General features: G+C 53.8%; 24 protein-coding genes and 4 pseudogenes. 11 read left to right on the forward strand and 17 right to left on the reverse strand.

Annotated features, from left to right (window positions below):
- Window positions 1–124: 124 nt before the first annotated feature.
- A complete protein-coding gene (locus ACX3YD_RS30395) occupies window positions 125–1,684 on the forward strand; it encodes a diguanylate cyclase domain-containing protein (RefSeq protein ID WP_458962103.1) in 1,560 nt (519 codons plus the stop codon).
- A 490-nt stretch (window positions 1,685–2,174) separates the two neighbouring features.
- On the opposite strand, the gene ACX3YD_RS30400 is transcribed toward ACX3YD_RS30395, so the two are convergent.
- On the reverse strand, window positions 2,175–2,414 hold the full coding sequence (locus ACX3YD_RS30400) for a hypothetical protein (protein ID WP_458961836.1): 240 nt from the start codon (window positions 2,412–2,414) through the stop codon (window positions 2,175–2,177).
- Window positions 2,415–2,704: 290 nt separating this feature from the next.
- Here ACX3YD_RS30400 and ACX3YD_RS30405 point away from each other — a divergent pair, with 290 nt between their 5' ends.
- Together ACX3YD_RS30405 and ACX3YD_RS30410 are read left to right on the forward strand one after the other, a co-directional pair.
- Window positions 2,705–3,121: a group II truncated hemoglobin gene (locus tag ACX3YD_RS30405; RefSeq protein WP_458961837.1), complete on the forward strand. Its 417-nt coding sequence runs from the start codon at window positions 2,705–2,707 to the stop codon at window positions 3,119–3,121.
- A 31-nt stretch (window positions 3,122–3,152) separates the two neighbouring features.
- A complete protein-coding gene (locus ACX3YD_RS30410) occupies window positions 3,153–3,593 on the forward strand; it encodes a CopD family copper resistance protein (protein ID WP_458961838.1) in 441 nt (146 codons plus the stop codon).
- A 192-nt stretch (window positions 3,594–3,785) separates the two neighbouring features.
- On the opposite strand, the pseudogene ACX3YD_RS30415 reads toward ACX3YD_RS30410, so the two are convergent.
- Both ACX3YD_RS30415 and ACX3YD_RS30420 read right to left on the reverse strand, forming a co-directional pair.
- Window positions 3,786–4,012 (reverse strand): annotated as a pseudogene (locus ACX3YD_RS30415) (AbrB/MazE/SpoVT family DNA-binding domain-containing protein).
- A 78-nt stretch (window positions 4,013–4,090) separates the two neighbouring features.
- On the reverse strand, window positions 4,091–4,372 hold the full coding sequence (locus ACX3YD_RS30420) for a hypothetical protein (RefSeq protein ID WP_052193504.1): 282 nt from the start codon (window positions 4,370–4,372) through the stop codon (window positions 4,091–4,093).
- Between the two features lie 403 nt (window positions 4,373–4,775).
- Here ACX3YD_RS30420 and ACX3YD_RS30425 point away from each other — a divergent pair, with 403 nt between their 5' ends.
- Complete coding sequence (locus ACX3YD_RS30425) at window positions 4,776–4,991, forward strand: hypothetical protein (RefSeq protein WP_458961839.1); 216 nt, start codon at window positions 4,776–4,778, stop codon at window positions 4,989–4,991.
- 205 nt (window positions 4,992–5,196) lie between these two features.
- Here ACX3YD_RS30425 and ACX3YD_RS30430 read toward each other — a convergent pair whose 3' ends face one another.
- The 4 genes from ACX3YD_RS30430 to ACX3YD_RS30445 are packed head-to-tail and all read right to left on the reverse strand — an operon-like array spanning window position 5,197 to window position 8,824.
- On the reverse strand, window positions 5,197–5,406 hold the full coding sequence (locus tag ACX3YD_RS30430) for a hypothetical protein (protein ID WP_458961840.1): 210 nt from the start codon (window positions 5,404–5,406) through the stop codon (window positions 5,197–5,199).
- A 42-nt stretch (window positions 5,407–5,448) separates the two neighbouring features.
- Window positions 5,449–6,351 (reverse strand): plasmid partitioning protein RepB C-terminal domain-containing protein, encoded by a 903-nt coding sequence (locus tag ACX3YD_RS30435; protein WP_458961841.1) that lies wholly within the window; start codon window positions 6,349–6,351, stop codon window positions 5,449–5,451.
- Between the two features lie 2 nt (window positions 6,352–6,353).
- Window positions 6,354–7,262 (reverse strand): plasmid partitioning protein RepB C-terminal domain-containing protein, encoded by a 909-nt coding sequence (locus ACX3YD_RS30440; RefSeq protein ID WP_458961842.1) that lies wholly within the window; start codon window positions 7,260–7,262, stop codon window positions 6,354–6,356.
- Window positions 7,259–8,824 carry a recombinase family protein gene (locus tag ACX3YD_RS30445; protein ID WP_458961843.1) on the reverse strand — a complete coding sequence of 522 codons (1,566 nt, stop codon included), beginning with the start codon at window positions 8,822–8,824 and terminating at the stop codon, window positions 7,259–7,261. Before ACX3YD_RS30445 ends, ACX3YD_RS30440 begins: the two co-directional genes overlap by 4 nt.
- 110 nt (window positions 8,825–8,934) lie before the next feature.
- On the opposite strand from ACX3YD_RS30445, the gene ACX3YD_RS30450 reads away from it, so the two are divergent.
- Entirely contained in the window at window positions 8,935–9,297 is a 363-nt protein-coding gene (locus ACX3YD_RS30450; RefSeq protein ID WP_458961844.1) for a hypothetical protein, read from the forward strand.
- Between the two features lie 956 nt (window positions 9,298–10,253).
- Here the strand turns inward: ACX3YD_RS30450 and ACX3YD_RS30455 are convergent.
- Together ACX3YD_RS30455 and ACX3YD_RS30460 are read right to left on the reverse strand one after the other, a co-directional pair.
- Window positions 10,254–11,210 (reverse strand): DMT family transporter, encoded by a 957-nt coding sequence (locus tag ACX3YD_RS30455; protein WP_458961845.1) that lies wholly within the window; start codon window positions 11,208–11,210, stop codon window positions 10,254–10,256.
- On the reverse strand, window positions 11,207–11,779 hold the full coding sequence (locus ACX3YD_RS30460; RefSeq protein ID WP_458961846.1) for a TetR/AcrR family transcriptional regulator: 573 nt from the start codon (window positions 11,777–11,779) through the stop codon (window positions 11,207–11,209). Before ACX3YD_RS30460 ends, ACX3YD_RS30455 begins: the two co-directional genes overlap by 4 nt.
- A 612-nt stretch (window positions 11,780–12,391) precedes the next feature.
- Here ACX3YD_RS30460 and ACX3YD_RS30465 point away from each other — a divergent pair.
- A complete protein-coding gene (locus ACX3YD_RS30465; RefSeq protein WP_458961847.1) occupies window positions 12,392–13,384 on the forward strand; it encodes a TerC family protein in 993 nt (330 codons plus the stop codon).
- Window positions 13,385–13,635: 251 nt separating this feature from the next.
- Here the strand turns inward: ACX3YD_RS30465 and ACX3YD_RS30470 are convergent.
- The 6 genes and pseudogenes from ACX3YD_RS30470 to ACX3YD_RS30495 all read right to left on the reverse strand — a co-directional run.
- Window positions 13,636–13,767: pseudogene (locus ACX3YD_RS30470) on the reverse strand (DUF2256 domain-containing protein); the annotation flags it as partial.
- Window positions 13,764–14,042: pseudogene (locus ACX3YD_RS30475) on the reverse strand (cryptochrome/photolyase family protein); the annotation flags it as partial. The pseudogenes ACX3YD_RS30470 and ACX3YD_RS30475, both read right to left, overlap by 4 nt.
- A 139-nt stretch (window positions 14,043–14,181) precedes the next feature.
- The gene (locus ACX3YD_RS30480) at window positions 14,182–14,487 is read right to left on the reverse strand and encodes a DUF6482 family protein (protein ID WP_198131880.1); all 306 of its coding nucleotides are present in this window, start codon (window positions 14,485–14,487) and stop codon (window positions 14,182–14,184) included.
- Between the two features lie 14 nt (window positions 14,488–14,501).
- On the reverse strand, window positions 14,502–15,212 hold the full coding sequence (locus tag ACX3YD_RS30485; RefSeq protein ID WP_458961848.1) for an SDR family NAD(P)-dependent oxidoreductase: 711 nt from the start codon (window positions 15,210–15,212) through the stop codon (window positions 14,502–14,504).
- 35 nt (window positions 15,213–15,247) lie between these two features.
- Window positions 15,248–15,517 (reverse strand): annotated as a pseudogene (locus ACX3YD_RS30490) (GTP cyclohydrolase I); the annotation flags it as partial.
- 13 nt (window positions 15,518–15,530) lie between these two features.
- Complete coding sequence (locus tag ACX3YD_RS30495) at window positions 15,531–16,052, reverse strand: thiol-disulfide oxidoreductase DCC family protein (RefSeq protein ID WP_458961849.1); 522 nt, start codon at window positions 16,050–16,052, stop codon at window positions 15,531–15,533.
- Window positions 16,053–16,271: 219 nt separating this feature from the next.
- Here ACX3YD_RS30495 and ACX3YD_RS30500 point away from each other — a divergent pair, with 219 nt between their 5' ends.
- Together ACX3YD_RS30500 and ACX3YD_RS30505 are read left to right on the forward strand one after the other, a co-directional pair.
- Window positions 16,272–16,736 carry a DUF3429 domain-containing protein gene (locus ACX3YD_RS30500; protein ID WP_458961850.1) on the forward strand — a complete coding sequence of 155 codons (465 nt, stop codon included), beginning with the start codon at window positions 16,272–16,274 and terminating at the stop codon, window positions 16,734–16,736.
- Window positions 16,737–16,915: 179 nt separating this feature from the next.
- Window positions 16,916–18,052 carry an ABC1 kinase family protein gene (locus ACX3YD_RS30505; RefSeq protein ID WP_458961851.1) on the forward strand — a complete coding sequence of 379 codons (1,137 nt, stop codon included), beginning with the start codon at window positions 16,916–16,918 and terminating at the stop codon, window positions 18,050–18,052.
- Window positions 18,053–18,616: 564 nt separating this feature from the next.
- Here ACX3YD_RS30505 and ACX3YD_RS30510 read toward each other — a convergent pair.
- Together ACX3YD_RS30510 and ACX3YD_RS30515 are read right to left on the reverse strand one after the other, a co-directional pair.
- Window positions 18,617–20,251, reverse strand: coding sequence for a patatin-like phospholipase family protein (locus ACX3YD_RS30510; RefSeq protein WP_458961852.1), 1,635 nt, complete (start codon window positions 20,249–20,251; stop codon window positions 18,617–18,619).
- An 8-nt stretch (window positions 20,252–20,259) separates the two neighbouring features.
- The gene (locus tag ACX3YD_RS30515; RefSeq protein WP_458961853.1) at window positions 20,260–20,616 is read right to left on the reverse strand and encodes a hypothetical protein; all 357 of its coding nucleotides are present in this window, start codon (window positions 20,614–20,616) and stop codon (window positions 20,260–20,262) included.
- Between the two features lie 770 nt (window positions 20,617–21,386).
- Here ACX3YD_RS30515 and ACX3YD_RS30520 point away from each other — a divergent pair.
- Genes ACX3YD_RS30520 through ACX3YD_RS30530 form a run of 3 tightly spaced genes read left to right on the forward strand, consistent with a single transcriptional unit; the run spans window position 21,387 to window position 23,518 of the window.
- Window positions 21,387–22,070, forward strand: a complete 684-nt coding sequence (locus tag ACX3YD_RS30520) for a glycoside hydrolase family 25 protein (RefSeq protein ID WP_458961854.1) — start codon at window positions 21,387–21,389, stop codon at window positions 22,068–22,070.
- A 57-nt stretch (window positions 22,071–22,127) separates the two neighbouring features.
- Window positions 22,128–22,709 (forward strand): hypothetical protein, encoded by a 582-nt coding sequence (locus ACX3YD_RS30525; RefSeq protein ID WP_458961855.1) that lies wholly within the window; start codon window positions 22,128–22,130, stop codon window positions 22,707–22,709.
- A gap of 35 nt (window positions 22,710–22,744) precedes the next feature.
- Window positions 22,745–23,518 (forward strand): hypothetical protein, encoded by a 774-nt coding sequence (locus ACX3YD_RS30530; protein ID WP_458961856.1) that lies wholly within the window; start codon window positions 22,745–22,747, stop codon window positions 23,516–23,518.
- Window positions 23,519–23,752 lie beyond the last annotated feature (234 nt).

The following is a 23,752-nucleotide window of genomic DNA, read 5'->3' on the forward strand; positions in this document are numbered from 1 at the left end:
CGTTTTCAATATTCAACGACCTTCAGAAGCGAAATGTCATCGGTCGGTCACTCCCAACCACCTTTGGCTTCAAGGGTGCTTGCCAAGGCACGGTTCTCCCTCTGTCTCTTGGATAGTGAACGTGATACTTACTAAACGGCGCAGCTCCCTGGCCGGGTTCATTATCCTGGCGGTCGGATTGGTTGGTTTTTCAGCCCTGTTACTGCTGAAGTCCGAGACTCAGCGCAGAGAAAAGCGTTTCTCAGAATACGTGCAGAACATTTCTGGCGTCGTGCGCAATCAGCTTGATACCAATGAGGCTGTGTTGGCCGGTTTCTCGGCATTTCTCCAGGCTGTCGATCAAAGCGATACGGATGCGGCGGCCCGTTATGCAGCGGCCGTTTTATCCGCTTACCCTCATATTTACATGCTCGAGGCGGCGAGGGCGGTACCCATTGGTGAACAGGCTGCGTTCGAAGATCTATTGCGTAGTACCTGGCGGCCAGACTTTGAGCTCAAGGACTTCCCGAGCCTCACTCATCAACCTGCACAACATCAGGTCTATCTAAACGAGACTTGGCCTGTATTGTTCATGTACCCGTTACTCCCTGAGTCCAGCTCGATCTATGGCGTCAGGCTAGAAACCGTCGCCTATCTCTCCTATGCGCTGGCTCGAACCCACAGTAGCCAGAAACCTGTCGTATCACCGGTTTTCTCAATGTACGAGGGCGGTAGCGCTTACATTCTGATGCAGTCAGTCAGCCGGCCTGAACAGGCGCGAGAGAACACCCGTCCCAACTTCTTTGGTAGCACGATGGTGTCTTTGCTTTTGATCAAGACGGGGTCACTACAGGATGCTGTGATTTATGCGAACGTAGATCCGTTGGTTCACGTCAGTGCTGTCCTGAAATCCGCTGCAGGATTTGAAAGCAATGTCTTTTCAACGGAGACGGAGCAAGCTGGTATCCTGGATCGCCTCCTATTGCCGGCTTTATCTGACAAAGTCGAGGTCAGGAGTGTTTCACAACCGATGACATTGCTGTTTGAGCGTCAGTTGCGTTTTGGGAACATTCTGACTGCGGAAACATTGATAATTCTTGCGGTTCTCGCGGGGGCATTCGTGTTGATGCCTGTAGTGTTGATTCGGCATTTCAAAGCGATTGAAAGAGCAGAGGTTGAATTCGAACGCTCGGCTTATCTCGCCACCCATGATGTTCTAACCCAACTGCCGAATCGCTACCTCTTCGTCGATCGTTTTGATCAGGCCCTCTCAAAATGGACATCGAGTGGGACTGCGTTTGCCGTACTGTTGATCGATCTGGATCATTTCAAGGAAATTAACGATAAGCATGGCCATGAGGTCGGCGACCAGGTTCTCATAGCTGTCGCGAATCGCATGCTTCAGGTCACTCGTTCTTGTGACACCGTCGCACGTTACGGTGGAGATGAATTTGTGATTCTGATCACGGATCTTATTAACCCAGAGAGTGCTGAGCAGTACGCTGAGAGGGTGCTGGAAGCCATTGCGCAGACAGTAGCGACAAGCGCAGGAGAGCTATCACTGTCGTGCAGTATCGGAGTTGCTCTGTGCCCCAATCATGGTCAAAGTCTGGGCTCGTTGCTGAAAGCAGCGGATCAGGCCATGTACGGTGTTAAACAACTGGGGCGTAAAGGAGTTGCGATGACTGAGTCCCCAGAAGCTTGAGATGCTTACACATTCTGCGTTGTTCCCGCAGTCGTATGGTCAAGGCCAATGAAGCTAAGGAAACCAGCGCAGGTGAATATCCTTGAGGGTGCCGTTGGCCTCGATGCGGCGATAGCCCTCGTCGTATATTTCCAGTGCCCGCAATCCGTCTGGGTGTGCCAAGCTAAATCCAATTGTTGAGTTTTCCACTCCGCAATTGAAGGCGAAGCGCACTACATCTTCTGTGCCCGATTGTTTATCACAGAGGCAGCAAAAAGCCCGCGCGGAGCGGGCTCTTTGTGCTGAAGGAGAGGGGGATACTCTTCGGCAAGAAGCAGTGTAGGTCAAGCGGAGTAGGGTGCAAGGCGGATACGAAAAGCCCGGCATTCGGCCAGGCTCTGTAGATGGGGCCAAATCCTTTTGGCTGAGCTCATTGTGCTCGGCAGGTGTGACGAAGGCATGACAGATAGTGCCCAGGGCACTTGGTCTTACACGCTCAAGCTCCGTCAGATCACTCTGCCTTCCCCCGCACAATCCTTCCCACCCTCACCTCATCGGCATACTCGGTCAGTTTGTCCTCGGTCTCTTGAAGCGCCCGGGCAATCCGTAGCGCTTCCTGGGCATCCTCCTCGCGACCGGCCTCGCTGAGCCTGGCCGATAGCTTTGATAGGTCTACGCCACACCAGTTGAGCAGATCATCTGCTTGCTTGAGATCGTGCCTGAGTTCTTGATTCGGCTGGGTGAATGGCATGGTGATCTCCTGTAACTGGTTATCACGCCAGATGGGTATATCTTGCGCGCATTCTAGTCCGGCAGCACTCTACTCAGCTTTGCCCCGCACAATCCTTCCCGCCTTCACCTCATCCGCATAACCCGCCAGCCGATTTGTATCCTTAATGGAGAATCCTGCGACTCTCTCCAATTCTGATCCGATCAAGTGCCCGGTTTAATGCGTCCAAGGCATCGAGGAATGACCTATATCAAAAGGCGCTCCTATCGCCACGTTACTATCCACGCGAGACCCATTCGAAGGCGCGTGAGATGACCAATCCCTATCAACTGCTCGGTGGCAAAGCCGGCGTGCGCGCGCTGTGCGAGGCATTCTACGCAATCATGGACACGCAGCCAGAAGCCGCCGATATTCGCCGCATGCACGGCAGCGATCTCGGGCCCATCAAGGAAAAGCTGTACGAATATCTGTCCGGCTGGATGGGCGGGCCGCCCTTGTATCAGATGCGTCACGGAACGGTGTGCATGAGCAAACCGCACCAGCCCTATGCCATCGGTACGCGCGAGCGCGATCAATGGCTACTGTGTATGGATCTTGCCTTGGAGCGCATCGGCGCCAGCGCTGAAGTTAAGGCGATGTTACAAGGCCCAATGGCGCGCATTGCCGATGCCATGCGTAATCGCAGCAGCAGCGCGATCGAGCGGGAGGCTGCCCAGGGCGGCGAGTGATCCAGCGAGGCATCCTACTGATGGAGCAGGTATGAGTTATCTGTTGTTGAAGTTCATCCATTTGACGGCGGCGGCGTTCTTCATTGGCGGGGTGTTCTTTGAGGTGATGATCCTCAGTCCCGCAGCCCACCAGATGGATCAAGCTCCTCGCGAGCAGTTGTCGAAGGCTTTGGGCGTACGGGCGCGCCGTGTCATGCACTGGGTCGTACTGGCGCTATTCGGCGCAGGCTTGGGATTGGCATGGCAGTATCGAGCGGTGCTGCACGATCCTTTGGCCACCAGCTTTGGCACCTTGCTGGCGCTGAAAATCGGCCTGGCCCTGAGTATTCTCGGCCAATTCAGCTATGTGGTTTACCTGATGCGAACGGGGCGCATGACGGCGCTGCGATCACGGCGGATTCACATCAGTGTGCTGGTGCACGTGCTCGGCATCCTGTTTCTGGCCAAGGCGATGGTCTTGCTGTCTTGGTGACGCGTTGCAACGCTGACTTCGACGCTTCAGGCAGCTCAGTACGCATTTTGTAGGGATCGTACGAGCAAACGTCTCGGTGCTGACTATTCGCCTTAATGTCCCTAATGCACGCTTGATCAAGACAACTCACGCTCCATGACTGTCTGCAGGCGGCCTGCCGTGACTGCGTCAAGGAAGTGGATTGCAGCTGACTCATTTGTCCTCGGCGCTGACGTGCTGTTCGCTATCCCAGACCTCAGTGAGTTCGTCTATTCGATCCGCGATTTGAGGTGTTTTTGATAGAACGAGGCATCGCGTGTTACCGACAAATCTTCAATCAGATACACGACGTCACCGATATCCAGCTCCAGCTCTTGCAGTGCCTCATCGGGAATCCGGATTGCACCGTCACCATCCCAATCTTCGATCATGATTTTCATAGGTGGCTTTCTTACGTGTGGTCTCCGTTGCTTTGAACCGGCAAGCCGTTCCTCCCTGCAGGTTCTCAGTGGCACGTTTTACAGATCCGGATAATCATCAAGCTTAAGGCTAGGAGCGCCTCCGTCCTCCGGCTCGCGCTTAGGCGCACGTATCACTCCGGCTTCAGCGTCTGCACGCATCTGCTCGAGCTCTTTGTTAAAAGCCTTGTCTTGAACCGTGGGTTTGCTGGTGTAGGGTTTTCGGTCAGGTACAGGCTGGGCTGCATAGGTCGTTACTGCGTCTGGGTCGTGCTGTAGTTTCTCTTGGACTTGCGACTCCAGCATTGCACGGAGCGCTTCTTTGTCGGGACGGTTAAGCAATTTTTTACTCCTAGTTGGCAGTGTCAGGGATTGGCTCATTGGCTGAGTGATGTGGGAGGGGCGTCCAAGCCTTTGCATCAACCGTCTACGGTGAATGACCTTATCAAGTATGAAAATAGCAAAAACAGGACGCATGTCTCAGTTTAATGGTGGGTGCCGGCCTCGGTTTGCCGAGTAGGCCCGCGATAGACTGAAGGTTGTGCCGCCTGGCCGATTGCGTCGCAGTTCAACGACGTGTACAGCATGCTGAAGTGCCTTAGGGTAATGGACGGCTCATGGGACACCCTCCAGCCAGCCTCAAATCAACCCGAGTTGGTGATTCAAAACCTGTTCGTACAACTGAAACACTGAAGAAACATTCCAGCCATATGATTCGCCTCACCTAAACCTAGGAGGGTTGGAGATGAATCGGCCATCAAGAAGCATGCGCAAACTGCTCGACTCCGTCGCCACCAACAATGAGGCAGCGGCGCTTGATGTTATGCGTGCTGCCGAGCAGCTCCAGGATGAGGTATTGCGCCAACGATTGCTCAACCTGATTCATCGGCTCAGCCAAGACGCCAGTGAGTTGCGAATGGCGCGGGACGATATCCAATGCGGAGCCATCAAGCTCGCATGACTCGCGTCCACCACTTTTAAGGTCGTACGCCTAAGGCACTCGCTGAGTGGTACGACGAACAGTTTTATCTCAACTCAGGTAGTGCTGGGCGGTGACGCTGCAAGCTGCCGGTGACTCCAGCTCTACTTGAAGAGCTTGAGCCCTCAATGAACCACGACTAAATCACCTACTCGACTCGCATCATCCACGTTGAAGGGCGACCAGATCAATCAGGTGTCATGAGCACCGCAAGCGTCATGTTAATGAATTCTTCGTTTCGGTCGATAGCTGCCAGTGCACCGCGAACGTTTCCGGCGACCTCCGCCGATCCTCGTTGCTCGACCCAGAGTGTGAGCTCCATGATTGCTGCTTCGAGAGCCAATTGATTTTGATTGATCTTGAAGAGTAGGGAAGGGAGCAGGTCTGCGTTCGACATCGTATTTCCTCCGTGAAAAGAAGACAGCGTAGCAGGCGGATGCTATTCCCGTTCGAGCTGCCTGGCATCGGAGGTTACTGCTTCCATGATGGATACCAGCTCCTCAAGCAATTCCGCATAGTAACGAGTGAGATAGCCGGCGATGGCATCGTTGCGAAGGAGACGAACGAGATAACCTTTGGCCACGACCAAGACCAGCATCGTTTCCCCTAGCGTGTCCTCAACCTGCTTGTAATCATGTTGCAGGTTCTCCATTTCTCGCTCCATACGAGCAATGTCGACCGCGCTGACATCACTAGGCTTTTTTTTCTGCTCAACCAGCATCTCCGGTCGCGATGCTGCCAAGACCATCCGCGCATAATTTCGTGTAAAGCAGTTAGCCGAAATCATCATTTCAACAGTTTCAATTTGGCGTATTGGCTTCATCAGTCGAAGGGCACGAAACACATCCTGCGATACCATCCGTACCTTGAGCATCTCAGCTACCTCTGGCGCTATGCCCTTAAGCAGGTTTTCTCTTTCGTGAACCCTATCCACATTGATCCCAAGCACCGCTGCAATGCGAGAGGCTTCAATGCCTTTCTTCAGTGCAGAAATGATCATTTTATGTTCCTGGATCGGAGTCAAACGGTTGATTTGCCGATTGTAGGTGAACCCCTCATCATCTGTAGAAATCAAGCATAGCGCCTCGACCGCCCCCAGTTCCTTGAGTGCCTCAAGGCGGAAGTGACCATCCAAAAGCATGAATGAAGATAATCCACCTTCGATGATCGGCTTGGGATGAACCACCAAAGGTTCAACGACTCCAAGTTCCCTTATTGAGCTCAAAATGCTGGCGTACTTTTTACTTCCAGGTATCAGCGACTCCACCTTACGCGAGGGAAGGATTCGCTCTAGTGGAATTGCAATGATGCGTTGCTCGAATGCCTGTTTGATCTCAGTCATTGCTACGTCTCTCCAAAGATCCGGTCAGCCAAGGGTTTGGGCATGTCCGGAATGTCTTCGCTGCGAAGCAGCGTCCTGAAGTAGTCGTCGGTCAATAGTTTGCGCATAGCGGTGACAATGATTAGCAGTCGCTGTTCATTGATGTCCGACTTTTTGATCATTACCTTCTGACGTCGGACTTCGACTTGATAGGTGTGTAAAAGCTTTTGAGGTGTAGGCTTATCCGTACTAGGCGCTTGTTGTCCATAGCGCTTGCCGAGGGTCTTCCGTTTATCGATGAGGCGACGTACCCTCATTAACTGATCGCCTTTGAGTACTCCGCCTTCGTATGCGTCGATCATGGCCTGTTGCAGCTGAGTGTCTGAAGATCGTGCAATATCCATCGCCAATTTTATAGATAGCCAGCCGTTTTCAACTGCTGCGATCAGGCGCTCCTCTCCCTGACGCAGGAGCACAAGAATTCCATATATGTAACCTGCATCCAGACAAGTTTTTTCAGCTATCTGGTTGGAGGTATACCCACGATCTGAAAGGAGTTGGATAGAGGCTAAAAGATCACGATTTGAATGTTTTCGACGTGCCAGATTTTCAACCAGGCCCATTAGGTATCGATCCGCTTCGCTCGCAGTTACGACGATGCAGGGGATTTTTTTCTCTCCCAGAGCTTGAAATGCCTCGAAGCGTCCTTGGCCACAAATAATCTCATAGGGCTCCGTACCGGCAGCAGTCGGAGCGACGGTGATCGGACGCTTGAGACCCAACGCAGATATGTTCTCCACAAGCCTGGCAAATACTTGTTTATTTCGCGCCCGTGGGTTGAGTACCCGAATGTCTACAAGCGGAATGAGCTGGATGGTGGTCTCCTCCGCAACATGCAATGGGGCTTTTCGGTGCGTTTGAATCGCTGTCATGCCACCCTCCCGTAGTCGCTGCGGCGCGACAGCTCAGAAAGGATATCCAAGGTTTCGAACCGGTAGATTTCAAGACTGGCGTGATTATGTTCGGCAAGGCGAATCCGAGGGCTTTCGACGTCGATAGCCGGCAAGATGTAGTAGTCCAAAGCTGCCTCTTCATGCTCCTTCATCCGCACAGCCAAGGTGATATCTGGACTCAAGCCGAAATCAAAGCGGATATTCCAGCGTTTGCTGCCCACCGGGGATACTTGGCATCGACTAAGCACAAGAGAGATCGTTACTTCGTCATTGACCAGAATTAGATCGGTGCGAGGGTCGACTTTAACCTTTCCACCGACCTCAGCTATTTTTGACGTGGTTTGCTCAAGAAGCAAAGGATGCATCTGCCGAAGTCGCTTGTTGGCTTCAATGTACTGGTAGTCCCTTGCCGGGGTGTATCCGATGAGGGAGTAGCAGCGAAGCAAACTTCCAAACCGGTGTTGGTAGGCGCTGCTCGAAGGGCATCCTTCTGCCTCGTCGATAACAAGGCCCGAAAGATAACCGCTACGTTGATAGATAGTTTTCAGCACCTGCAGCATTTCCTCATCGGGCATCCGATAGGAACGCGTTTCAATTATCGACTGAGCTGCCTTGAATAGAATTGAATTGACGATAGGGCGAAATACGCCATTGGCCCGTATCCACTCTTCAGGCGGGTTCTCTACACGTTCCTGTTTTAGCTTGAAAGAGCTATGGTTCCAGACGTTATTGCCAACATATTTTTCGTTGATCAACACTTGATGCACAGTGCCCCGAGACCACGCTCCTGCGCGGTCGTTGAGTACTCCCTGGGAATTCAACCAGTCGGTAATTTCACGTTCACTTCTGCCTTCCTCGACGAACAATCGATAGATGTGCTGCACCATTTCAACTTCGCCCGGCGGGCCTGGCACCAGAATAACTCGGTCTGTCTGGATGCTTTTGTGTTCGCCTATCTGCAGCTCATTTTTGAGTGAGCCATGACTGTCAACCAACTGCCGCCGGAGGCCAAACCCTGCTGGGCCACCTTGGCGGTATCCCAATTCAATAAGTCGCGACTGCCCCGCAAAAACTTTCACTGACAGTTCTCGGCTGTACTCGCCAGCCATCATTCGCTTCACGCTCTTAACGATGTTGGAGACGGGCGATCCGTCGTTGGTGAATTGCTCTGCACAGTATTGAACGGAAACACCGGCTTGGCGGCAGCGAACCTCATAGCTCGCGCTGACGTCCGGATCCTGGAAGCGTCCCCAGCGACTGACGTCATAGACCAGAACAGTGGAGTATTCCGCGCGACCGCTTTCCACATCGAAAAACAATTGCTTCAGGGCATCTCGACCCTCAAGTCGAAGGCCGCTTTTACCCGCGTCGGTGTAAATCTTATTGATCTCAAGATCATGGGTAACCGCGTATAGGCGAATGGTATCGAGCTGATTTTCTGTCGAGTATTGCTGATGCTCAGTGGACATCCGAACGTACGCCGCTGCCAAGGCCGTGCTTGGTTCATTGAGTGTATTACCCACACCAATGAGATTTTGCATCGACAACATCCTCAACTTTCTCGCGGCCACTAAGGCGTCGTCAGAGACGTGATGGGATACCGCGTTTTTCGATATAGCTCTAAAGAAGGTAGAAGATCGGGGAGGGAAAAATGTTCACGAAAACGGGAAATTCTTTTCTGGCTCAAAAACAGTACGCAGCCGGCATCGCCAAGGCGCTTCATATGGAGCTCGGAGAAACACACCAAGCCACCAAAACGCTGATGCGCTGGACGAACGCAAATGAGAGGACGGTCAAAAACTGGATGGCAGGCAGCAGTGGCCCACGAGGTGAGCACTTGGTGGCGTTGGTCAAACACTCAGACCTGGCGCTGGCAGCGTTTCTTGGCATGGCGGAGAGGCCGCATGCGCTGACTGCTTCCGAGCTACCGACGCTCAGGCAGAAGCTTCAGGTTGTGATTGAGGGGATTGACTCCTACCTCTGTGAAGGGGGGCAAGAGGGTTCGGATCAATGATGAAATTAGCGAGGGGAAATTCGATCTCGCGCTTTCTGCGCGAGATTTAGCAGCGGCTTAGCTGGTACTACGCGATTTATGCACCAACTGAGTCGGATGTTCAGCATTTAATGTCGAGCAAACAGTCTCTGCCTCTGTCCTGACTTTGAAGACTCCATGCTTGCTAGCTGAGCCGCCCTCTACAAGATCAACGACCCTGTATCGCTTGTTGCCATCGTCCAGTGTGGTGGTCTCAATCACTCTGAATCTTGCGTGCATGAGTGCGTTCCGTTCATGACATGGTGATCTAGAAATACCGGCAAAGTGAGACGGTTTCAAGAACAGGGCTGGCTTAAGCTGAGACAATTTATGACGGTGCATCATGCCTCACATTGCATGAAGCACGGTTCGGCAGTAGGTGCTGTGTTGAGCCATTTTCCTACAGTCGATGCTTCGGGCCAGCAGGGCCCGGCTATCGTATCTTCGGGTAGAGCCTTGCTGAAGCGGAGTGTTCGAGATGGTTTACCTTCACCCTCAATTACGAACTGACGTCTGGCGAGAGCAACCTGGACGAGCTAGTGGAACGCTTAGCGGAAGAAGGCTGCGATGATGCATTGGTCGGAGTAGGGCAGCCAGGGCGCCGGGCTCCAATGATTCTGAGTGGGCGATGGTAACGTGCTTTTGCGTAAAGACTCAGAGCGCAGGGAGCAGCGCTTGAGTTGTGCACGCTCCGAGGTACTTAACAGGTCGATAGGGTTGTCGTGATCCCGTCCAGGCCTTCGCTGACTGCAGAAGCGCTTGATCGGGATGGCCAAGATTTGCTGGGCCAACTGCAGCTGGCGGACATTGGTAACCGTCTGCCAAAGTCACCTACCCGATCTCAGCGATAAGGGCGAAGGTGTCCAACTTTTCAAGGGTCAGATCAATCCAAAGTGGACACCTGAAATGCCCATGCCGGCAATTTTGGCTAAGACCAGTTATCCAGCCATGCTCTCGATACGTGTTTGCCTGCGATAAAAGGCATGAATTGCCCATACCACCCCAACGAATAGCAACCCTGTCCCTATCGCTTCCATAGGAGAGGGCCAGCGTTGGTTGATGAGCAGGCCCATCGTAGTTGCATAAATGGTACCGCTGGCGATCAATTGCCCGCTGAGCGCCAGAGGTAGACGCCGAGTTGCGATTGACCATGCCCAGGCACCTGCAAGGGTGGCCCCTAACCCCTGAATTAACCCACAAACTATTAGCGCCTGAGTACCTGCTAACCCGCTCGGCTGGCTAGCGAAGTGGGACAGGTTCAAGTGCAGACCAGCGGGGATGAAGGCCAGCATTTCGACGCTGCACATGAAGATCAGCATGGCTGACCACAACATGGGGGAAATGCTTGGGCGTTGAGCTAAAGCACTTTCATTTAACAATCCAAAACCAGTCCAAAATCCAATTGCCATTAACGATGCGAGCAGCCCAAGCAGCATCGAATCGGTCGGGAGCCCCACCGTTGCGCTGCTAAAATCAAACACGCTCAGGTTGACCAAACTTATGCCCAATGCCGCTACCAACAGTGGCCCGGCAATAGCGCGCCAGGGAACGCTGGAGCTTCGCAAGTTGCCGGCAATCGCGAGCACAATCGGTACTGACCCCATCATCACCGGAGGGATCACCGGCCCAGCTGCCAAGACCGCAGTGGTGATCAGGAAGAAGTAGCCGGTGTATCCTAAGAAGCCCAGCAGTGCGGCGCAGGCCCAGTCGCTCAGTCGCAATTGCCGCACTTCGCTACGGTAAAAAAACAGCACGAGCAGGCTACCTAAGCCGGCAAAGGCATAGCTCACCACAGCCAGATCAAAAAGGCTGTAATCGCCGACCAGCCCCGGAAAGATGTAGAGCAGCGACCATGAAAAAGTGGCGGCAATGGCCGCTATCAAACCTAGGGTCATACGCTCTGCTCCTGCTGGCCCTGCTTCCGGATCCAGCAATGAGCTACGTGTCGGGCAGTGTCGAATACCCGCACGTCCTGGCCCATGGCGCCGCTGACAAAACTGCCCTCCAGCAAGATAAACAGCCCCTCCGCAACTACGTCCGGGTCGCTTATACCGGCGCTCATGGCCAATGCAGTAAGATTTTCGCGTATCCCTTGCTTATGCCTGCTCACGGCCAAATGCACAGGGTGGCTAAACTGGGGGAATTCAGCCGCACTGTTGACGAACAGGCACCCGCGTCCGCTATCTTTCAAAAGAAAGCGTTGATACAAATCAAAGAACGCTAGCATGCCGCTGACCGGGTCAGGATGCACAGCCAAGGTGCGCGCTACCTCTTCACGCCAGCGTCGGTCACGCTCCTCAAGGCAAGCCACTATCAGCGCATCCTTGGAGGGGAAGTGGCTGTAGAGCGTCATCTTGGTAACACCCGCCACCGCGGCGATGGCCATCACACCAGTAATGTTTATACCTTGTGACAGAAACAGCTTCAGCGCTGAGTCAATCAAGCGCTCACGGGTATTGTCCATTTAAGGCACTCCGGCAGAGGGACGGAGCCGAATATACTGACCGGTAAGATTGGGGTGCATCCAAATACGACCTGAATCATGGCAGCTACGACACAGGCGGCACCATGCCGAAGCGGCAGTAAATCGTAGGATTTGGCCAATCAGCGAATATCCCTGAGGGCGCCGTTGGCCTCAATGCGGCGATAGCCTTCGTCATATCTAAACTCGCAGCACGCCCCCCCTAAACTAAACGTGCGTCCGACAAGGCGTCCGTTTTTTTGCGCTATTGCGTTATTAACTTAGAGGAGCTTTGCCTTTCGCGGTCTTTCTTCGGTACCGGTCTTACGTTTAGGACGTTCAGGCTCATTTAATCGCTAAGTTCTGCAACAAAAACCCAGGGAGCCAGCCCAGGTTCTGTTAAAGATTCTCTGGATGCAGATATCATTTCTGCACATCGGTATTCCGACTTTCGATGCGGCCTACCAGCTTGAAATACCTTGCAAACCTTGCGTGATTGAGAAATCCCACGCATCTCTCTAGATTTAATTTCGCAATGCCGGGCCCCTCTGACAGCTAATCGCTGCCATGTCGGAGTTGCAGTTTTTATAACTTCGACACTGAGAGGAGGGGCTCATGACTGCCCTAGAACCGTTCTTCTTCGCCGAGCTTCTCGGCACCGCCACTTGGTTGTGGCTAGTCTTTATAAGCATCGTGATGGGCCTGTTGGTCTTCGACCTCGGGGTGCTACACCGTGAGCATCGAGAGATCGGCGTTAGTGAAAGTCTACTGCTGTCTGCTGGCTATATCACTGCTGGTTTGCTGTTCGGCCTCTGGGTCTGGCAGGTCAAGGGCGGTGACGCCGGGATGGATTTCTACAACGGTTTTCTAATCGAGAAATCGTTGTCGATGGACAACGTGTTCCTGATGGCGATGATCTTCAGCTTCCTCTCTATCCCGCGTAGGTATCAGCAAGAGGTGCTGTTCTGGGGCATTCTCGGTGTAATCGTGCTGCGCGCGATAATGATTGGCCTGGGGGCGGCGCTGATCGCCGAGTTCAGCTGGATTCTGTATGTGTTCGGCATCTTCCTGCTGTTAACCGGAGTGAAGATGCTGTTCAGCAAGGTTGATGCCCATCCAAACCTTAGCGAAAACCTGCTGGTGAAGTTCCTGCGCAAACACATGCGGGTGACCGAGCGACTGCATGAAGGGCACTTCTTTGTCCGTCAGGCAGACGCCAGCGGCAAGTCCGTGGTCTGGGCAACGCCGTTGTTCTTAGCCTTGGTGCTGATCGAGTGTGCCGACCTGGTGTTCGCCGTGGACAGCGTGCCGGCGATCTTCGCCATCACCCAAGACCCCTTCATCGTCTACACCTCGAACATCTTCGCCATCCTTGGTCTGCGTGCGTTGTATTTCGCCTTGGCGGCGATGATTCACCGCTTCGCCTACCTCAAGTACGCGCTGGCGCTGGTGCTGGTGTTTATCGGGGGCAAGATCTTCCTGGTCGGCATCATCGGCAAGATTCCGGCGGTCATTTCACTGAGCGTGACCTTGGGTCTGCTGCTGGGCGGTGTGCTGCTGTCGCTGTGGAAAACCCGCGACCAAGCCTCTGCTGGCTCGCAGGAGTAAATCAAAAAAGGTGGCGGCCGCCAGTCGGCTACCTCCTAGCGAATTGGCAACTTTGAGAAATGGGGACAGTAACGGACACGGCATTCAAGTCGAGCGTGGCTATAGCGCCAAGGGCGGTACAGGAAACGCCAGTGGATCCCCTCTGATCAATCCACATTGCTATCGACTAAATAGCGCCGGCAAGCGCGAGCTGGTTTTCGTGAAGGGTTTCGAGTACGTCCGGCAGTTGGGGAGGGGATGAGATGGCTTCCACTACTTCTGCGCCGTTGGCAACGCTCCGAGCAGTAGCGCACCTCAGCCCAGCAGCGCGCCCATTTCTTGCGCCAGGCGAAAGGCAATCCGCAGACCGCACACGCCTTTACGGGCAGTTCACTCTTCTTCAAAACGACTCCCCAGCATCGAGTTTGGCGAGCAGTTTTTGGCCCCGTTTCCAGAGCGCTTCCTGCTTGGCTTCAGTCATCCGATCGAGGTTCTTGTAGACCATGCCCATGCCCATGCCCATGCGCTGATTGCTGCGCAATAGGTCGCCGTGACGCATCAGGAAATGCCAGTAAAGCGAATTGAAAAGGCAGGCGTCGTCGGTCGTGCTTTCACTGATTTTGTACGCGCAGTGACGGCAGTAGTCAGACATGCGCTTTATATATTGGCCACTGGCGCAGGCTTGCAGCCCAGGTAAAAGCGTATCGCGCTCGCTGTTCAACCCCTTCAATGAGGCCAGGTCAAAAGACAACTGGTCGCCCAAGACCAGGCATAGTCGGTGAGCCTTATTCATTCGACGGAGTCCAACGGAAGGTTACTCACCAAGGCGCAGTCAGCGAGAAAGGAATGCGTAACGACCCAATGGGCCCATCACGTGAACCGCACATCTCGTCATGGACGCACTGCTGCACAAGCACGCTGGGGAATGGCGGGACAAACTGCAACAAGTCACGCAGGTGATTGATGGAGCGAAGGCGTATAGGCTTCGCTTCGTCGTCCAGCAGTGTGAACTGGTCTTGATCCAGCCCGACTCGAGCCAGATAAAAACCGCCTTCCAGAGACAGCAGCTCCAACTCTCGTACTTCGCCATTCGCGGCCCGTTCGGTCAACGCTTGCAGATTCAAGGTTCACTCCCTGCCTACCACGGTAGGCGCTCTCCGTTATAAGCAAAGAAATTGCCGCTGTCGGCAGGCGCCAAACGGTCAATCAGTGATAACAATTCGCGGGCAGCGAGGCTTGCGGGCCTGGCGGCAGAAGCGCCTTTAAAGGGCTGGGACAGGCCCGAGATGACCGTACCTGGATGAAGAGTCAGCAAGCGGGTCTGAGGACGTGTTCGTGCTAGTTCGATCGCAGCCGTTTTAATCAACATGTTCAACGCTGCCTTGGAGGCGCGATAGGCATACCAGCCGCCCAAACGGTTATCACCGATGCTGCCCACCTTGGCGGAGAGCACTGCCATCGCACCACGAGGGTCAAGCAAGGGCAGGAAGTGGCGCAAAACCAGTGCAGGCCCGAGTGTGTTGACTTGGAATATCGCCTGAAGCGCATCCGCTTCAATAGAGGTGTAACTTTTTTCAGGCTTGATGTCTTCGCGATGAAGCAGGCCGGCAGCATGTAAAATCAACTGGTACGGGGCTTCTTCAGCGAATTCGGCGGCCGCCCTGGCGATACTGTCGGGCTTTTCCAGATCCAATCCTGGAGCACTGTTGCGCCCCAGCTCACGAACAACCGAGCATCTTGGATCTTCGTTGAGCAACTCACAAAACGCCGCGCCGAGCGCTCCACTGGCGCCTATCACCAATGCACGGTAGCCCTCGCCAAGGGAGTTCATCCTGAAGGAACTGTTCATTTAGCCTCTCCGCAGACAGACGTGATCTATTGGCGCTAAGCGAGTCGCCCTATCAGTTGTAGGAACTCGTGACGCGTAGCGGACGAATCGCGAAAGGCGCCCAGCATCACCGATGTGGTGATCACCGAGTTTTGCTTCTCCACGCCTCGCATCATCATGCACATGTGCTTTGCCTCAATAACCATAGCCACGCCGGCCGCATCGGTGATGTGATGGATGGCATCAGCAATTTGTTTTGTGAGGTTTTTCTGGATCTGTAAGCGGCGGGCAAACATATCGACCACTCGTGCGACCTTGGACAGGCCAAAGCGAAGCGTTCTAGGGCTGCTTTGTTTTGACGGTGAGCAGCTCGTCGCGTGTGGGTTTTGCTTCCGGCACCGCGCAACGGTTATCGACACATCGACGGCGGCCATCCGGGTGAGGTAACCACGCCAAATGGGGACGGAGACGGCAAAACAGGCGATAACCGAGTGTAAGCAGCGGTCTGAGTGCACGCCAAGTCAGCGGCGTGGCCCAAAATCCCAGGCCGGCTGCACGCCAGCTCCATAGGGTGGCGTCCAGGCCCTTAACCCAGCGGCCATCGGCAAAACAGGCATGAAGCGTCGCTTGCATTTGCTCGAGCGTGAAACCAAGTGCTTTGGCGTCGAACTCAGGACTGTCTAGGTCAACAAACAGCAGTCGGGTCTCTGCAGCGTGTCGGCGCAGGATCGTGATTTCACGCGCACACAACGGACAGTTGCCGTCAAAGTACAGCGTCAGTGGCCAAGGCTCTTTGTTGTACGTTGGTGATTGTCGTGTATAGGTTTTGTATAAGATAGACCCAAAAAAACGACCTGACAATCACGGTCATTCCTTTACCGTGAAATGAACCACTCGCGGCAGGCAGTGTTCAAATTCAGCGGATATGCAGTCGCCTGCTTGCCCGAAAAGGAATGGGCAATGACCTAATTCTACAAAGCGACTCATTACGCTGACTTCAGCTTCGGATCGCCATCAATCTCGCCCACGCGGGACTTTTGGGCCTACAGTCTTGAGTGTCGCTCACTGCAAGGAATACAAATGAACGCGTTGCCTTCAACCTCTCTGCCAAAGCACGTCAGCCTGCTGGGTTATGGCGGTCTGTTGCCGTTTATTTTTCTGGCGCTGCTGATCCCGTTCTCTCTCGACTTTCGGCCGTTGTTTGCGATTGCGCTTGTTAACTATGGCGCAGTCATCCTGAGCTTCGTCGGCGCCTTACACTGGGGCTTCGCCATGACCGTGCAAGACTTGAGCGCCGAACAGGGCAGCGACCGGTTCATTTGGAGTGTCATTCCTGCGCTTATTGCTTGGATTGCCACGTTACTGCCAATGCCATTGGGTTGCTTGCTGTTGGTCATCGGCTTAGTTGTCCACCTCCGGCAGGACAGGCAGATGTTGCGGGTTACGAGCTTGCCCGCCTGGTACCTGCCGATGCGATTACGGCTTACCCTCGTGGCGAGCGTCTGCTTGTTGCTTGCCGCGATCGTTGAGGCGCTTCATTCATGAAGCCTTGTGTGCCAGGCTCGTTGCCCGTGCCTGGCAGCCGCTTATCGCGGTTGATGCGTTTTGGCAGTTTGGCCTCGGGCGTCGCGGGCGGCATGCTAGCCGAAGGCGCTCGGCAGTGGGTTCAGGGCAAACGTCCGGCGCTCAGCGAACTGCTGTTGACCTCGGGTAATGTGCATCGGGTGGTCGAGCAACTGTCGCAACTGCGTGGCGCCGCCATGAAGGTTGGGCAGTTGTTATCGATGGATGCAGGTGATTTGTTGCCGAGCGAGTTCAGCGAAATCCTTTCTCGTCTGCGTTGCGACGCTCATTCTATGCCCATGAGCCAGTTGGTGGCAGTCCTCAACGATAGCTGGGGCAAGGGCTGGGAAGGGCGCTTCGATCGGTTTTCCTTCACACCATTGGCGGCAGCGTCCATCGGCCAGGTTCATGTTGCGAAAGGAAAGGACGGCCAACGTCTGGCGATCAAGGTGCAATACCCTGGCGTGCGCGAGAGTATTTCGAGCGATGTGGATAACGTTGCTACCTTGTTGCGCATGTCCGGGATGCTGCCTAAGGGCATGGACGTCGCCCCATTGCTCCAAGAGGCCAAGTACCAACTGCAGTATGAAGCGGACTACATGAAAGAAACTGAGCACTTACGGCGCTTTGATCAACTGTTGGCCGACAGTCCTGACTTTCTGGTTCCTCGCGCATATGCCCAGTTCAGCACACCGAATATTTTGGTGATGTCCTTCGTTAACGGAGTAGCGGTGGAGTCACTGGAGCACGCGCCCCAGGCAGAGCGCGACCGGATCATCATGTTGCTATTCGGCCTGTTTCTGCGCGAGGTGTTCGAGTTCCAGTGTGTGCAGACCGACCCTAACTTTGCCAATTACCGTTATCAGCAAGGCACCGGCCGGATGGTGTTGTTGGACTTCGGCGCCACGCGATTTTATGACCGCAACACTACCGAGGCTTATCGCCGCTTGCTGACTGCAGGCCTGCATGAAGACCGTGCCGCCATCACCAATGCCGCGCTGGAAGTCGGCTACTTTCAGCCTGAAACGCTGCCCAAACACCGAGCGGTGCTCACTGATCTCATTACACAGGCCTGCGAGCCCCTTAGGCATCAAGATGCCTATGACTTTGCGACGTCTGAACTGGCCGTACGCCTGCGTGATACCGGTTGGGAACTAGGTGCCGACCGCGACTTCTGGCACACGCCACCTGTGGATGTACTGTTTCTGCATCGCAAGGTGGTAGGTTTGTACCTATTGGCCGCGAAGCTGAAGGCGCGGGTGAATGTCCGGAGGCTGTTCGAGCCTTACGTGATTTGAGCGCACTATGGAAATAAATGCTCGTCTTGGGTACCACTACTGCTTAACCAGGCCTTTACATAATTCTCGGCCCGCAAGTATCTGATCTCTGAATCAATTGGCGATTTGCTGGGCTGCGGAGCTATAGCTAAATCGGCTATCGCTCATTCGGGCTTAAGCCCGGTGGGAAATTGCACCCTACTTGACCACCCGTTTGCGTTGCATATGACCACCCATTTGCATTGGACCTGACCAGCTGTTTGCATGGGACTTGACCAGATGCTTTGAATGGATTCCTCAGAGCATGAGAATTTTGCTCTCGGCCATATTCAGATCACAGTTGGGTAATTGCACGAGGTTGCCCCCCCATTTGCTTTCGACCTGACCAGTCATGTGCACCGTATTTGACCAGCAAGACTTGTGGAGACATGACCGGCAGAGAACGGCCAAAAGCAGTCTTTCGAAAGCAGACGTTCGATCGACGACCTCCTACATGTCTGCGACTCGACAACGCAAATAGGTGACAAACCGTGCGATGCTGGTTTTATGCAATTTTTTGTGTGGATGCTCTCTCTTCCCCCACAACTATCCCCATCTGAACCACACCAGTACAGCAACAACGAGCGCGACGACTACTGCGATCCAGACTCTACGCACTTGGTGCTTCTTCACTTTACGAGTTCCCACCTTGTGTTTCGCACGGATGGCGTTCGCACGGGCGATCTGCGCGAGCTTCTTGACTTCGCTATCCTTGAGTCGGCGCGCCATGTGTTCCAGCGCCGACGCACGCCCTTCGAGAACGAGAAAGTCCATATCTTCCTTGCCAAGTGAGAACTCAGTTGTCCCGATAGGCGAAGGATCGACCATGACTACATCGTCACGATTCGCATCAATGATTTGATAGTCGTCACGCGTCGTCGCAATTTCGACAACATCGTCAACGAGGTTCGATTTGGTGAGCGGATCCAGCACATAGGGTCCGAGGTAGATGCCGAGGAACGGCCGATCGGGATACAGATCTATCCACTCCTTGAGCGGAAAGTTCGCAAGGAGGCCTCCGTCATAGATGGGCTGTCCTTGCTCCGTCGGCGGTTTGAAAAATCCCGGGATGCTCATGCTCGCGCGAACGGCGAACGTGATGAGATGATTCTGGCGCGCCGTGGGATCTTCCGAGTCGAAGCGCACCAATCCGACATTGCGCTGGGTGGCGAACACTACCAGGTGCCGATCGGCGTCGCGCATCATCGGAGGTTGAACTTTGCCAGTGCGCGCGATGTAAGACTGCTTCACTTGAGACCAGAACCATTCCTCGAAACTCCGTCCGGAGTGGAGGTAGCGGACCCGTACCGCGCTCCACATGGAGCTCAGCAGACTGGAGTCCTTGAAGGACCCAAAGTCGGTTTTCCGTAGGATTCGCTCGAGGTCGCCTGCTGAGCAACCAAGCGCCATCAAAGCAGCGACGATCGAGCCTGCCGAAGTTCCAATAAACTCATCGAACTCGTACCAGCGCTCTAGCTCAAGGAGTGCTCCAACCAACGCAAGTCCCTTGACTCCGCCGCCCTTTAGAACGAGCGCACGACGCTCGCGAATGAGAGTGGAGCCTTCCGGCGGCAAGCCGAGCCGAATCAATCCAAGCATTAGCTCCAACGCGTGGTCGATCTCCACGTTTATCTTCGCGGCGAATGCCTTTCGACAGTCATCGCAGATTATGCCGTGGTAAAGGGCGGTGGTGAGCTGCGTACGGTCGCGCCGCTTGTGGAAGATGCAGCTAGGCTCGTCCTCGTGCGACATCCGTTCCGGAGCGATGAAGCTCATTGCGAAGCGAGTGAGAAAAAAAGCCAGGTAGGACTTGCGCGAGGCGACGTAGGAGTCGAAGCCATGCGTTGTGATCACTGCGAGGCCTTGCTCGGCATTATGGCTCCCGAATAGTTTTGTGAAGCGTGAGGAGCTGAGTCTGCCGTCGACAATAGCGATCAGGTATCGTCTGTCCCCCTTCGCGTGCGACCGATACTCCTTAAGCTGCGCGAATATGTCATCGGTGAGGTACTGCTCGAGGCGGTGCGAATACAGGTACCGGCGTAGATGCACGGGCGGAAGCGCAAAGGCGATTTCGATGCTCGCGCCGTTCGCATCCTGCGCATGGTTGAGGAGGCGGATCGCTGCACCGGTGTCCGAATACAGCTTCTCGCTGTAGCAGATGACCTCAACGTGATATGGCACGGCGTATCCTACCTGGGGAGGACTATAAGCAGTGGGTCGTCGTCGCCGAGGAGAACGCCAGTTCCTGTGGCCGTTGCGCGAATGCCGTATTTGTAGTCGCCAGCGATCTGCGCGACGACAGGCGTGGTTGCTGCCAAGTGCGTCATCCCGGGGTACTGATGTACGTGCTGCCTCGATACCGCCGAGAACTGAGTTGAGCCCAAGAACGGAGCTTGTTGCAAAAAGTAAGCAAGCCATGAAATACGCGGCTGGTTCAGCACGTCGGATTCGAACACCCAGATGATGGGCTCACCCGTAAAGACGCGCACGGGATCGGGCGTCGCTAATATGCGTCCTGTCCTCCTTAGTGTTACATGGATCTCCATTTTTCGTCTCCCATTCCCGTTAGTGACAAAAAGGGTAGCCGGCGCTTCTTCCGCGACTCTAGAGTCGTTTGGGTCCTGCGGTTAAGCTGGGTCGTGCGGTACGGAACGCTGCGCGCAGTCATGGCATACTGCAATTCCACCAAGTGTGGCACAGGGTTCCGACTAGCGCAGACTTCCATGTCGTTCGAACGACGGCTATGCGGCACAAGTTCGAAGGTCGCTCAATGGCCGCAAACAGCCTATGACCCTCCGACGACTTAATCTCTTGCTTCATTCCCCACGGAGGTGTTGCAGGCACTCTATGCGCATCAATCAATCTATTGGCTGAGGGAAGGCCGGAATAAGGAAGTGTGCGAGCGATCCATCGTGCCATCGCCTCCAACACTCCTGCTTCACTTCATTTGCGCAGGCCACCCTCGCGTTTTTTATTAGGTGAGCGGGTCGCAAACTGCGATAGGTGGTTTGAGAAGAGGGGCGGTGAAGTTCCTGCCGTAACGAAACTCTAGGTGGCTTTTTGATCCATCTACTAGTCAAGTCAGCTTTCATAGCGCTGCAGATCCATCCATTAATGTTCAAGATAGTGAAACGTAATAAGGTTTATGAGAAAAAAATCTCATCTTTCATAAGGGGGAATGCAATTGTTCGTCTAGTTTTGTTTAGAGGTGGCTAGCTGCTCCATAGTTTCAAAAAAATTTACAGGGCTGGGTGGTTCTGTAAATATTTCTTTGGTGTTTAAAGCTGAAGCTAACAAATCGATAGGGTCCACTGTCATGCCTAGCACTCTTCCTGGAACCATTGATGTGATTGTTGATTTGAATCACGATAACGAAATTGATTTCAAAAAAATCAAGCGCGCTGGGATTGTGGGTGTCATCCATAAGGCAAGCGAAGGTGCGACCTTTCGCGATGAAAAATATCTCCCCAGAAGGAAGTTGGCGTTAGAGGCTGGGTTGCTCTGGGGAGCTTATCACTTCTCCAGCAGTCGTAATGTCGATGATCAAGTTAATAATTTTCTACAGGCAATAGACTGGGAACATCTGAAAGACAAGTCCACCCTTCTTTGTCTGGATTTCGAGCCAAGTACCAGTGGGCCTGATATGACCATCGAACAGGCCCAGGAATTTGTCAGTCTTGTCAATGATAAAACTGGGCGGTGGCCAATGATCTATGGTGGAAGCCTTCTGCGAGAATCCATTTCGCACCATGCACCAGACGACATATTGAAGAACTGCCCGCTTTGGTACGCAAGGTACCGAGACAAGCCGATTGGAATTCCAGTCGACACTTGGCCGGATTTCACTTTGTGGCAATACAGTGACGGTAATCATGGGCCAAAGCCGCATGAAGTCAGTGGAATGGGGAGGGCGGACCGCAATTGCTTTAACGGAACGCTGGAGGATCTAAAGGCCGGGTGGCCATTTGCAAGTTATCACTTGGGCGCCCCATACAACTAGGGCTGAGAAACATCTGAACTCGTCAATAGCCGCTGGATTAATAGGTGAGGAATGGGTATGCCAATTAACGGCGTTGGGTGGGAGCTTCACATAGTCAGGCATTCCGAACAACAGCGCGTAAGCGATGGGAAGAGAAGAACGGTTGGTACTTATCAGGTCTATCATGATGGAGTAAAACGATCAGGGGAGCGGCTGTCTGGCACGGTAGCGGAAACTCGCGGACCCGGTGCCAATGCACCTGAGAATAACAATCGGCGGATAGAGGCAGGCCGCTACCCACTGTATACCCAAGATGGCATAAAATATGTATCGATCGGCTATAAGGATTCGGAGAGTACATCTGCAAAACCAAAACCAGGCATTGAGCTTAAAGGGGTTTACCCACGCACTGAAATACTTTTACATCCTGGAGTGGGGTTTCTTTCTAGTATTGGCTGTATTAATCCTTGTACCTCATTGCCTGATGAAAAGGAAATGATAGATTTTGTTCCTAGTCGTAGACGAGTTATAGCAATATTGGATGACTTAAAGTTATATGGAAATGGAAATTTTCCGGGAAAGAATGGAGAAGCCATCCCCGATGCATTCGTTGTTATTGACGAGGAGCCGTTTTTTTCAAAATTAAGCTCGCAGCCGTAATTTCGATCGTTACGGCATCTGACAGGAAAATAAGCATGAACCATAATGCCGTGACTTTTATTGAAAATGCGAAGCTGCTAAAAGTAGAGTTGCCAGAGGCGGTGAGGGAGTTAGCAGTTGCGCCACCCGCGCTCGACCTGAACAAACTGCCCGACGCGATTGTCACTGGCAATACCCTCATTGATTACTCCAAAAGTGCGCCTGAGAGTCGCGGCCCGCTGTCGCTAGCCTTGACATTTGCTACTTTGGCCGCAAACGGAGAAGTGGGGCTCAACGCATCCGAAGACGAGTGGTTCGCTTCCTACAAATCTAATCTAATGCGCATTGGATTGGACGTGTCGCCGAGTAGCTTCACCCGGTCGACCTTGCGCAAGAAGGGTCTTTCTGTGCATGAGGCCATCATCCCATTTTTGACCATTGCTCTAGGTGGCATCGGCGTCGGGCCCGTAATCTTGGCCCTGCTGGAAAATCTAAAGAAAGAGGACGAGAACCAGCCGTGGATCCGTCTGTTCGACCAGCAGAGTAAGCGCTTCGAGACCAAGGAGATTTATATTGGCGCGGTCAGTTCGGACGCAGTGGAGACTCGTATGCGGCATGTGGCCGCTCGATTGAGTGTGGACGATCGCGAGACAAATATACTGTTTTTCAAGATCAATAGTACAGCCGCTGAGTTCGAAAGCGCGACCACCGAAATCATCGGCAACAACCACCTCCTCTCCGTGCTGGAAAAGCCTCTTGGCGATCGCTTGGGCGAAATTGCATTACAGGCCATCTTGGCAGCCAAACTGGTTCGCGAAGGCTCTGGTTAACAACCAGCGGTCGTCAATACGCTCAACGAAGGTCCCCAAGGGCCGTCCGACAATGTGGTGCAGCAGAGATGTTACTGGCACTGAAGGAGGAGGGTTATGTCCAGATCTTGATTCGCTGCTGCTCGCTTTACACGACTTGGTGCCAGGAGCTTTCAGCCTAAATGTAACGAGTGGCGATCTATCACGCTGCTCTTCGCATTCGCCAAATGCAACTGAAATGAGCCGATTTCCAGG

This window comes from Pseudomonas fluorescens group sp. PF-1 (assembly GCF_054481335.1).

Excerpts from the sequence above, each read along its gene's own strand:
- ACX3YD_RS30500 (WP_458961850.1), top strand. The coding sequence starts at position 16,272 with ATGAACGCGTTGCCTTCAACCTCTCTGCCAAAGCACGTCAGCCTGCTG.
- ACX3YD_RS30520 (WP_458961854.1), top strand. The coding sequence starts at position 21,387 with ATGCCTAGCACTCTTCCTGGAACCATTGATGTGATTGTTGATTTGAAT.
- ACX3YD_RS30450 (WP_458961844.1), top strand. The coding sequence starts at position 8,935 with ATGTTCACGAAAACGGGAAATTCTTTTCTGGCTCAAAAACAGTACGCA.
- ACX3YD_RS30460 (WP_458961846.1), bottom strand. The coding sequence starts at position 11,779 with ATGGACAATACCCGTGAGCGCTTGATTGACTCAGCGCTGAAGCTGTTT.
- ACX3YD_RS30400 (WP_458961836.1), bottom strand. The coding sequence starts at position 2,414 with ATGCCATTCACCCAGCCGAATCAAGAACTCAGGCACGATCTCAAGCAA.
- ACX3YD_RS30410 (WP_458961838.1), top strand. The coding sequence starts at position 3,153 with ATGAGTTATCTGTTGTTGAAGTTCATCCATTTGACGGCGGCGGCGTTC.
- ACX3YD_RS30405 (WP_458961837.1), top strand. The coding sequence starts at position 2,705 with ATGACCAATCCCTATCAACTGCTCGGTGGCAAAGCCGGCGTGCGCGCG.
- ACX3YD_RS30455 (WP_458961845.1), bottom strand. The coding sequence starts at position 11,210 with ATGACCCTAGGTTTGATAGCGGCCATTGCCGCCACTTTTTCATGGTCG.
- ACX3YD_RS30425 (WP_458961839.1), top strand. The coding sequence starts at position 4,776 with ATGAATCGGCCATCAAGAAGCATGCGCAAACTGCTCGACTCCGTCGCC.
- ACX3YD_RS30445 (WP_458961843.1), bottom strand. The coding sequence starts at position 8,824 with ATGCAAAATCTCATTGGTGTGGGTAATACACTCAATGAACCAAGCACG.
- ACX3YD_RS30485 (WP_458961848.1), bottom strand. The coding sequence starts at position 15,212 with ATGAACAGTTCCTTCAGGATGAACTCCCTTGGCGAGGGCTACCGTGCA.
- ACX3YD_RS30430 (WP_458961840.1), bottom strand. The coding sequence starts at position 5,406 with ATGTCGAACGCAGACCTGCTCCCTTCCCTACTCTTCAAGATCAATCAA.
- ACX3YD_RS30435 (WP_458961841.1), bottom strand. The coding sequence starts at position 6,351 with ATGACTGAGATCAAACAGGCATTCGAGCAACGCATCATTGCAATTCCA.
- ACX3YD_RS30525 (WP_458961855.1), top strand. The coding sequence starts at position 22,128 with ATGCCAATTAACGGCGTTGGGTGGGAGCTTCACATAGTCAGGCATTCC.
- ACX3YD_RS30515 (WP_458961853.1), bottom strand. The coding sequence starts at position 20,616 with ATGGAGATCCATGTAACACTAAGGAGGACAGGACGCATATTAGCGACG.
- ACX3YD_RS30440 (WP_458961842.1), bottom strand. The coding sequence starts at position 7,262 with ATGACAGCGATTCAAACGCACCGAAAAGCCCCATTGCATGTTGCGGAG.
- ACX3YD_RS30530 (WP_458961856.1), top strand. The coding sequence starts at position 22,745 with ATGAACCATAATGCCGTGACTTTTATTGAAAATGCGAAGCTGCTAAAA.
- ACX3YD_RS30465 (WP_458961847.1), top strand. The coding sequence starts at position 12,392 with ATGACTGCCCTAGAACCGTTCTTCTTCGCCGAGCTTCTCGGCACCGCC.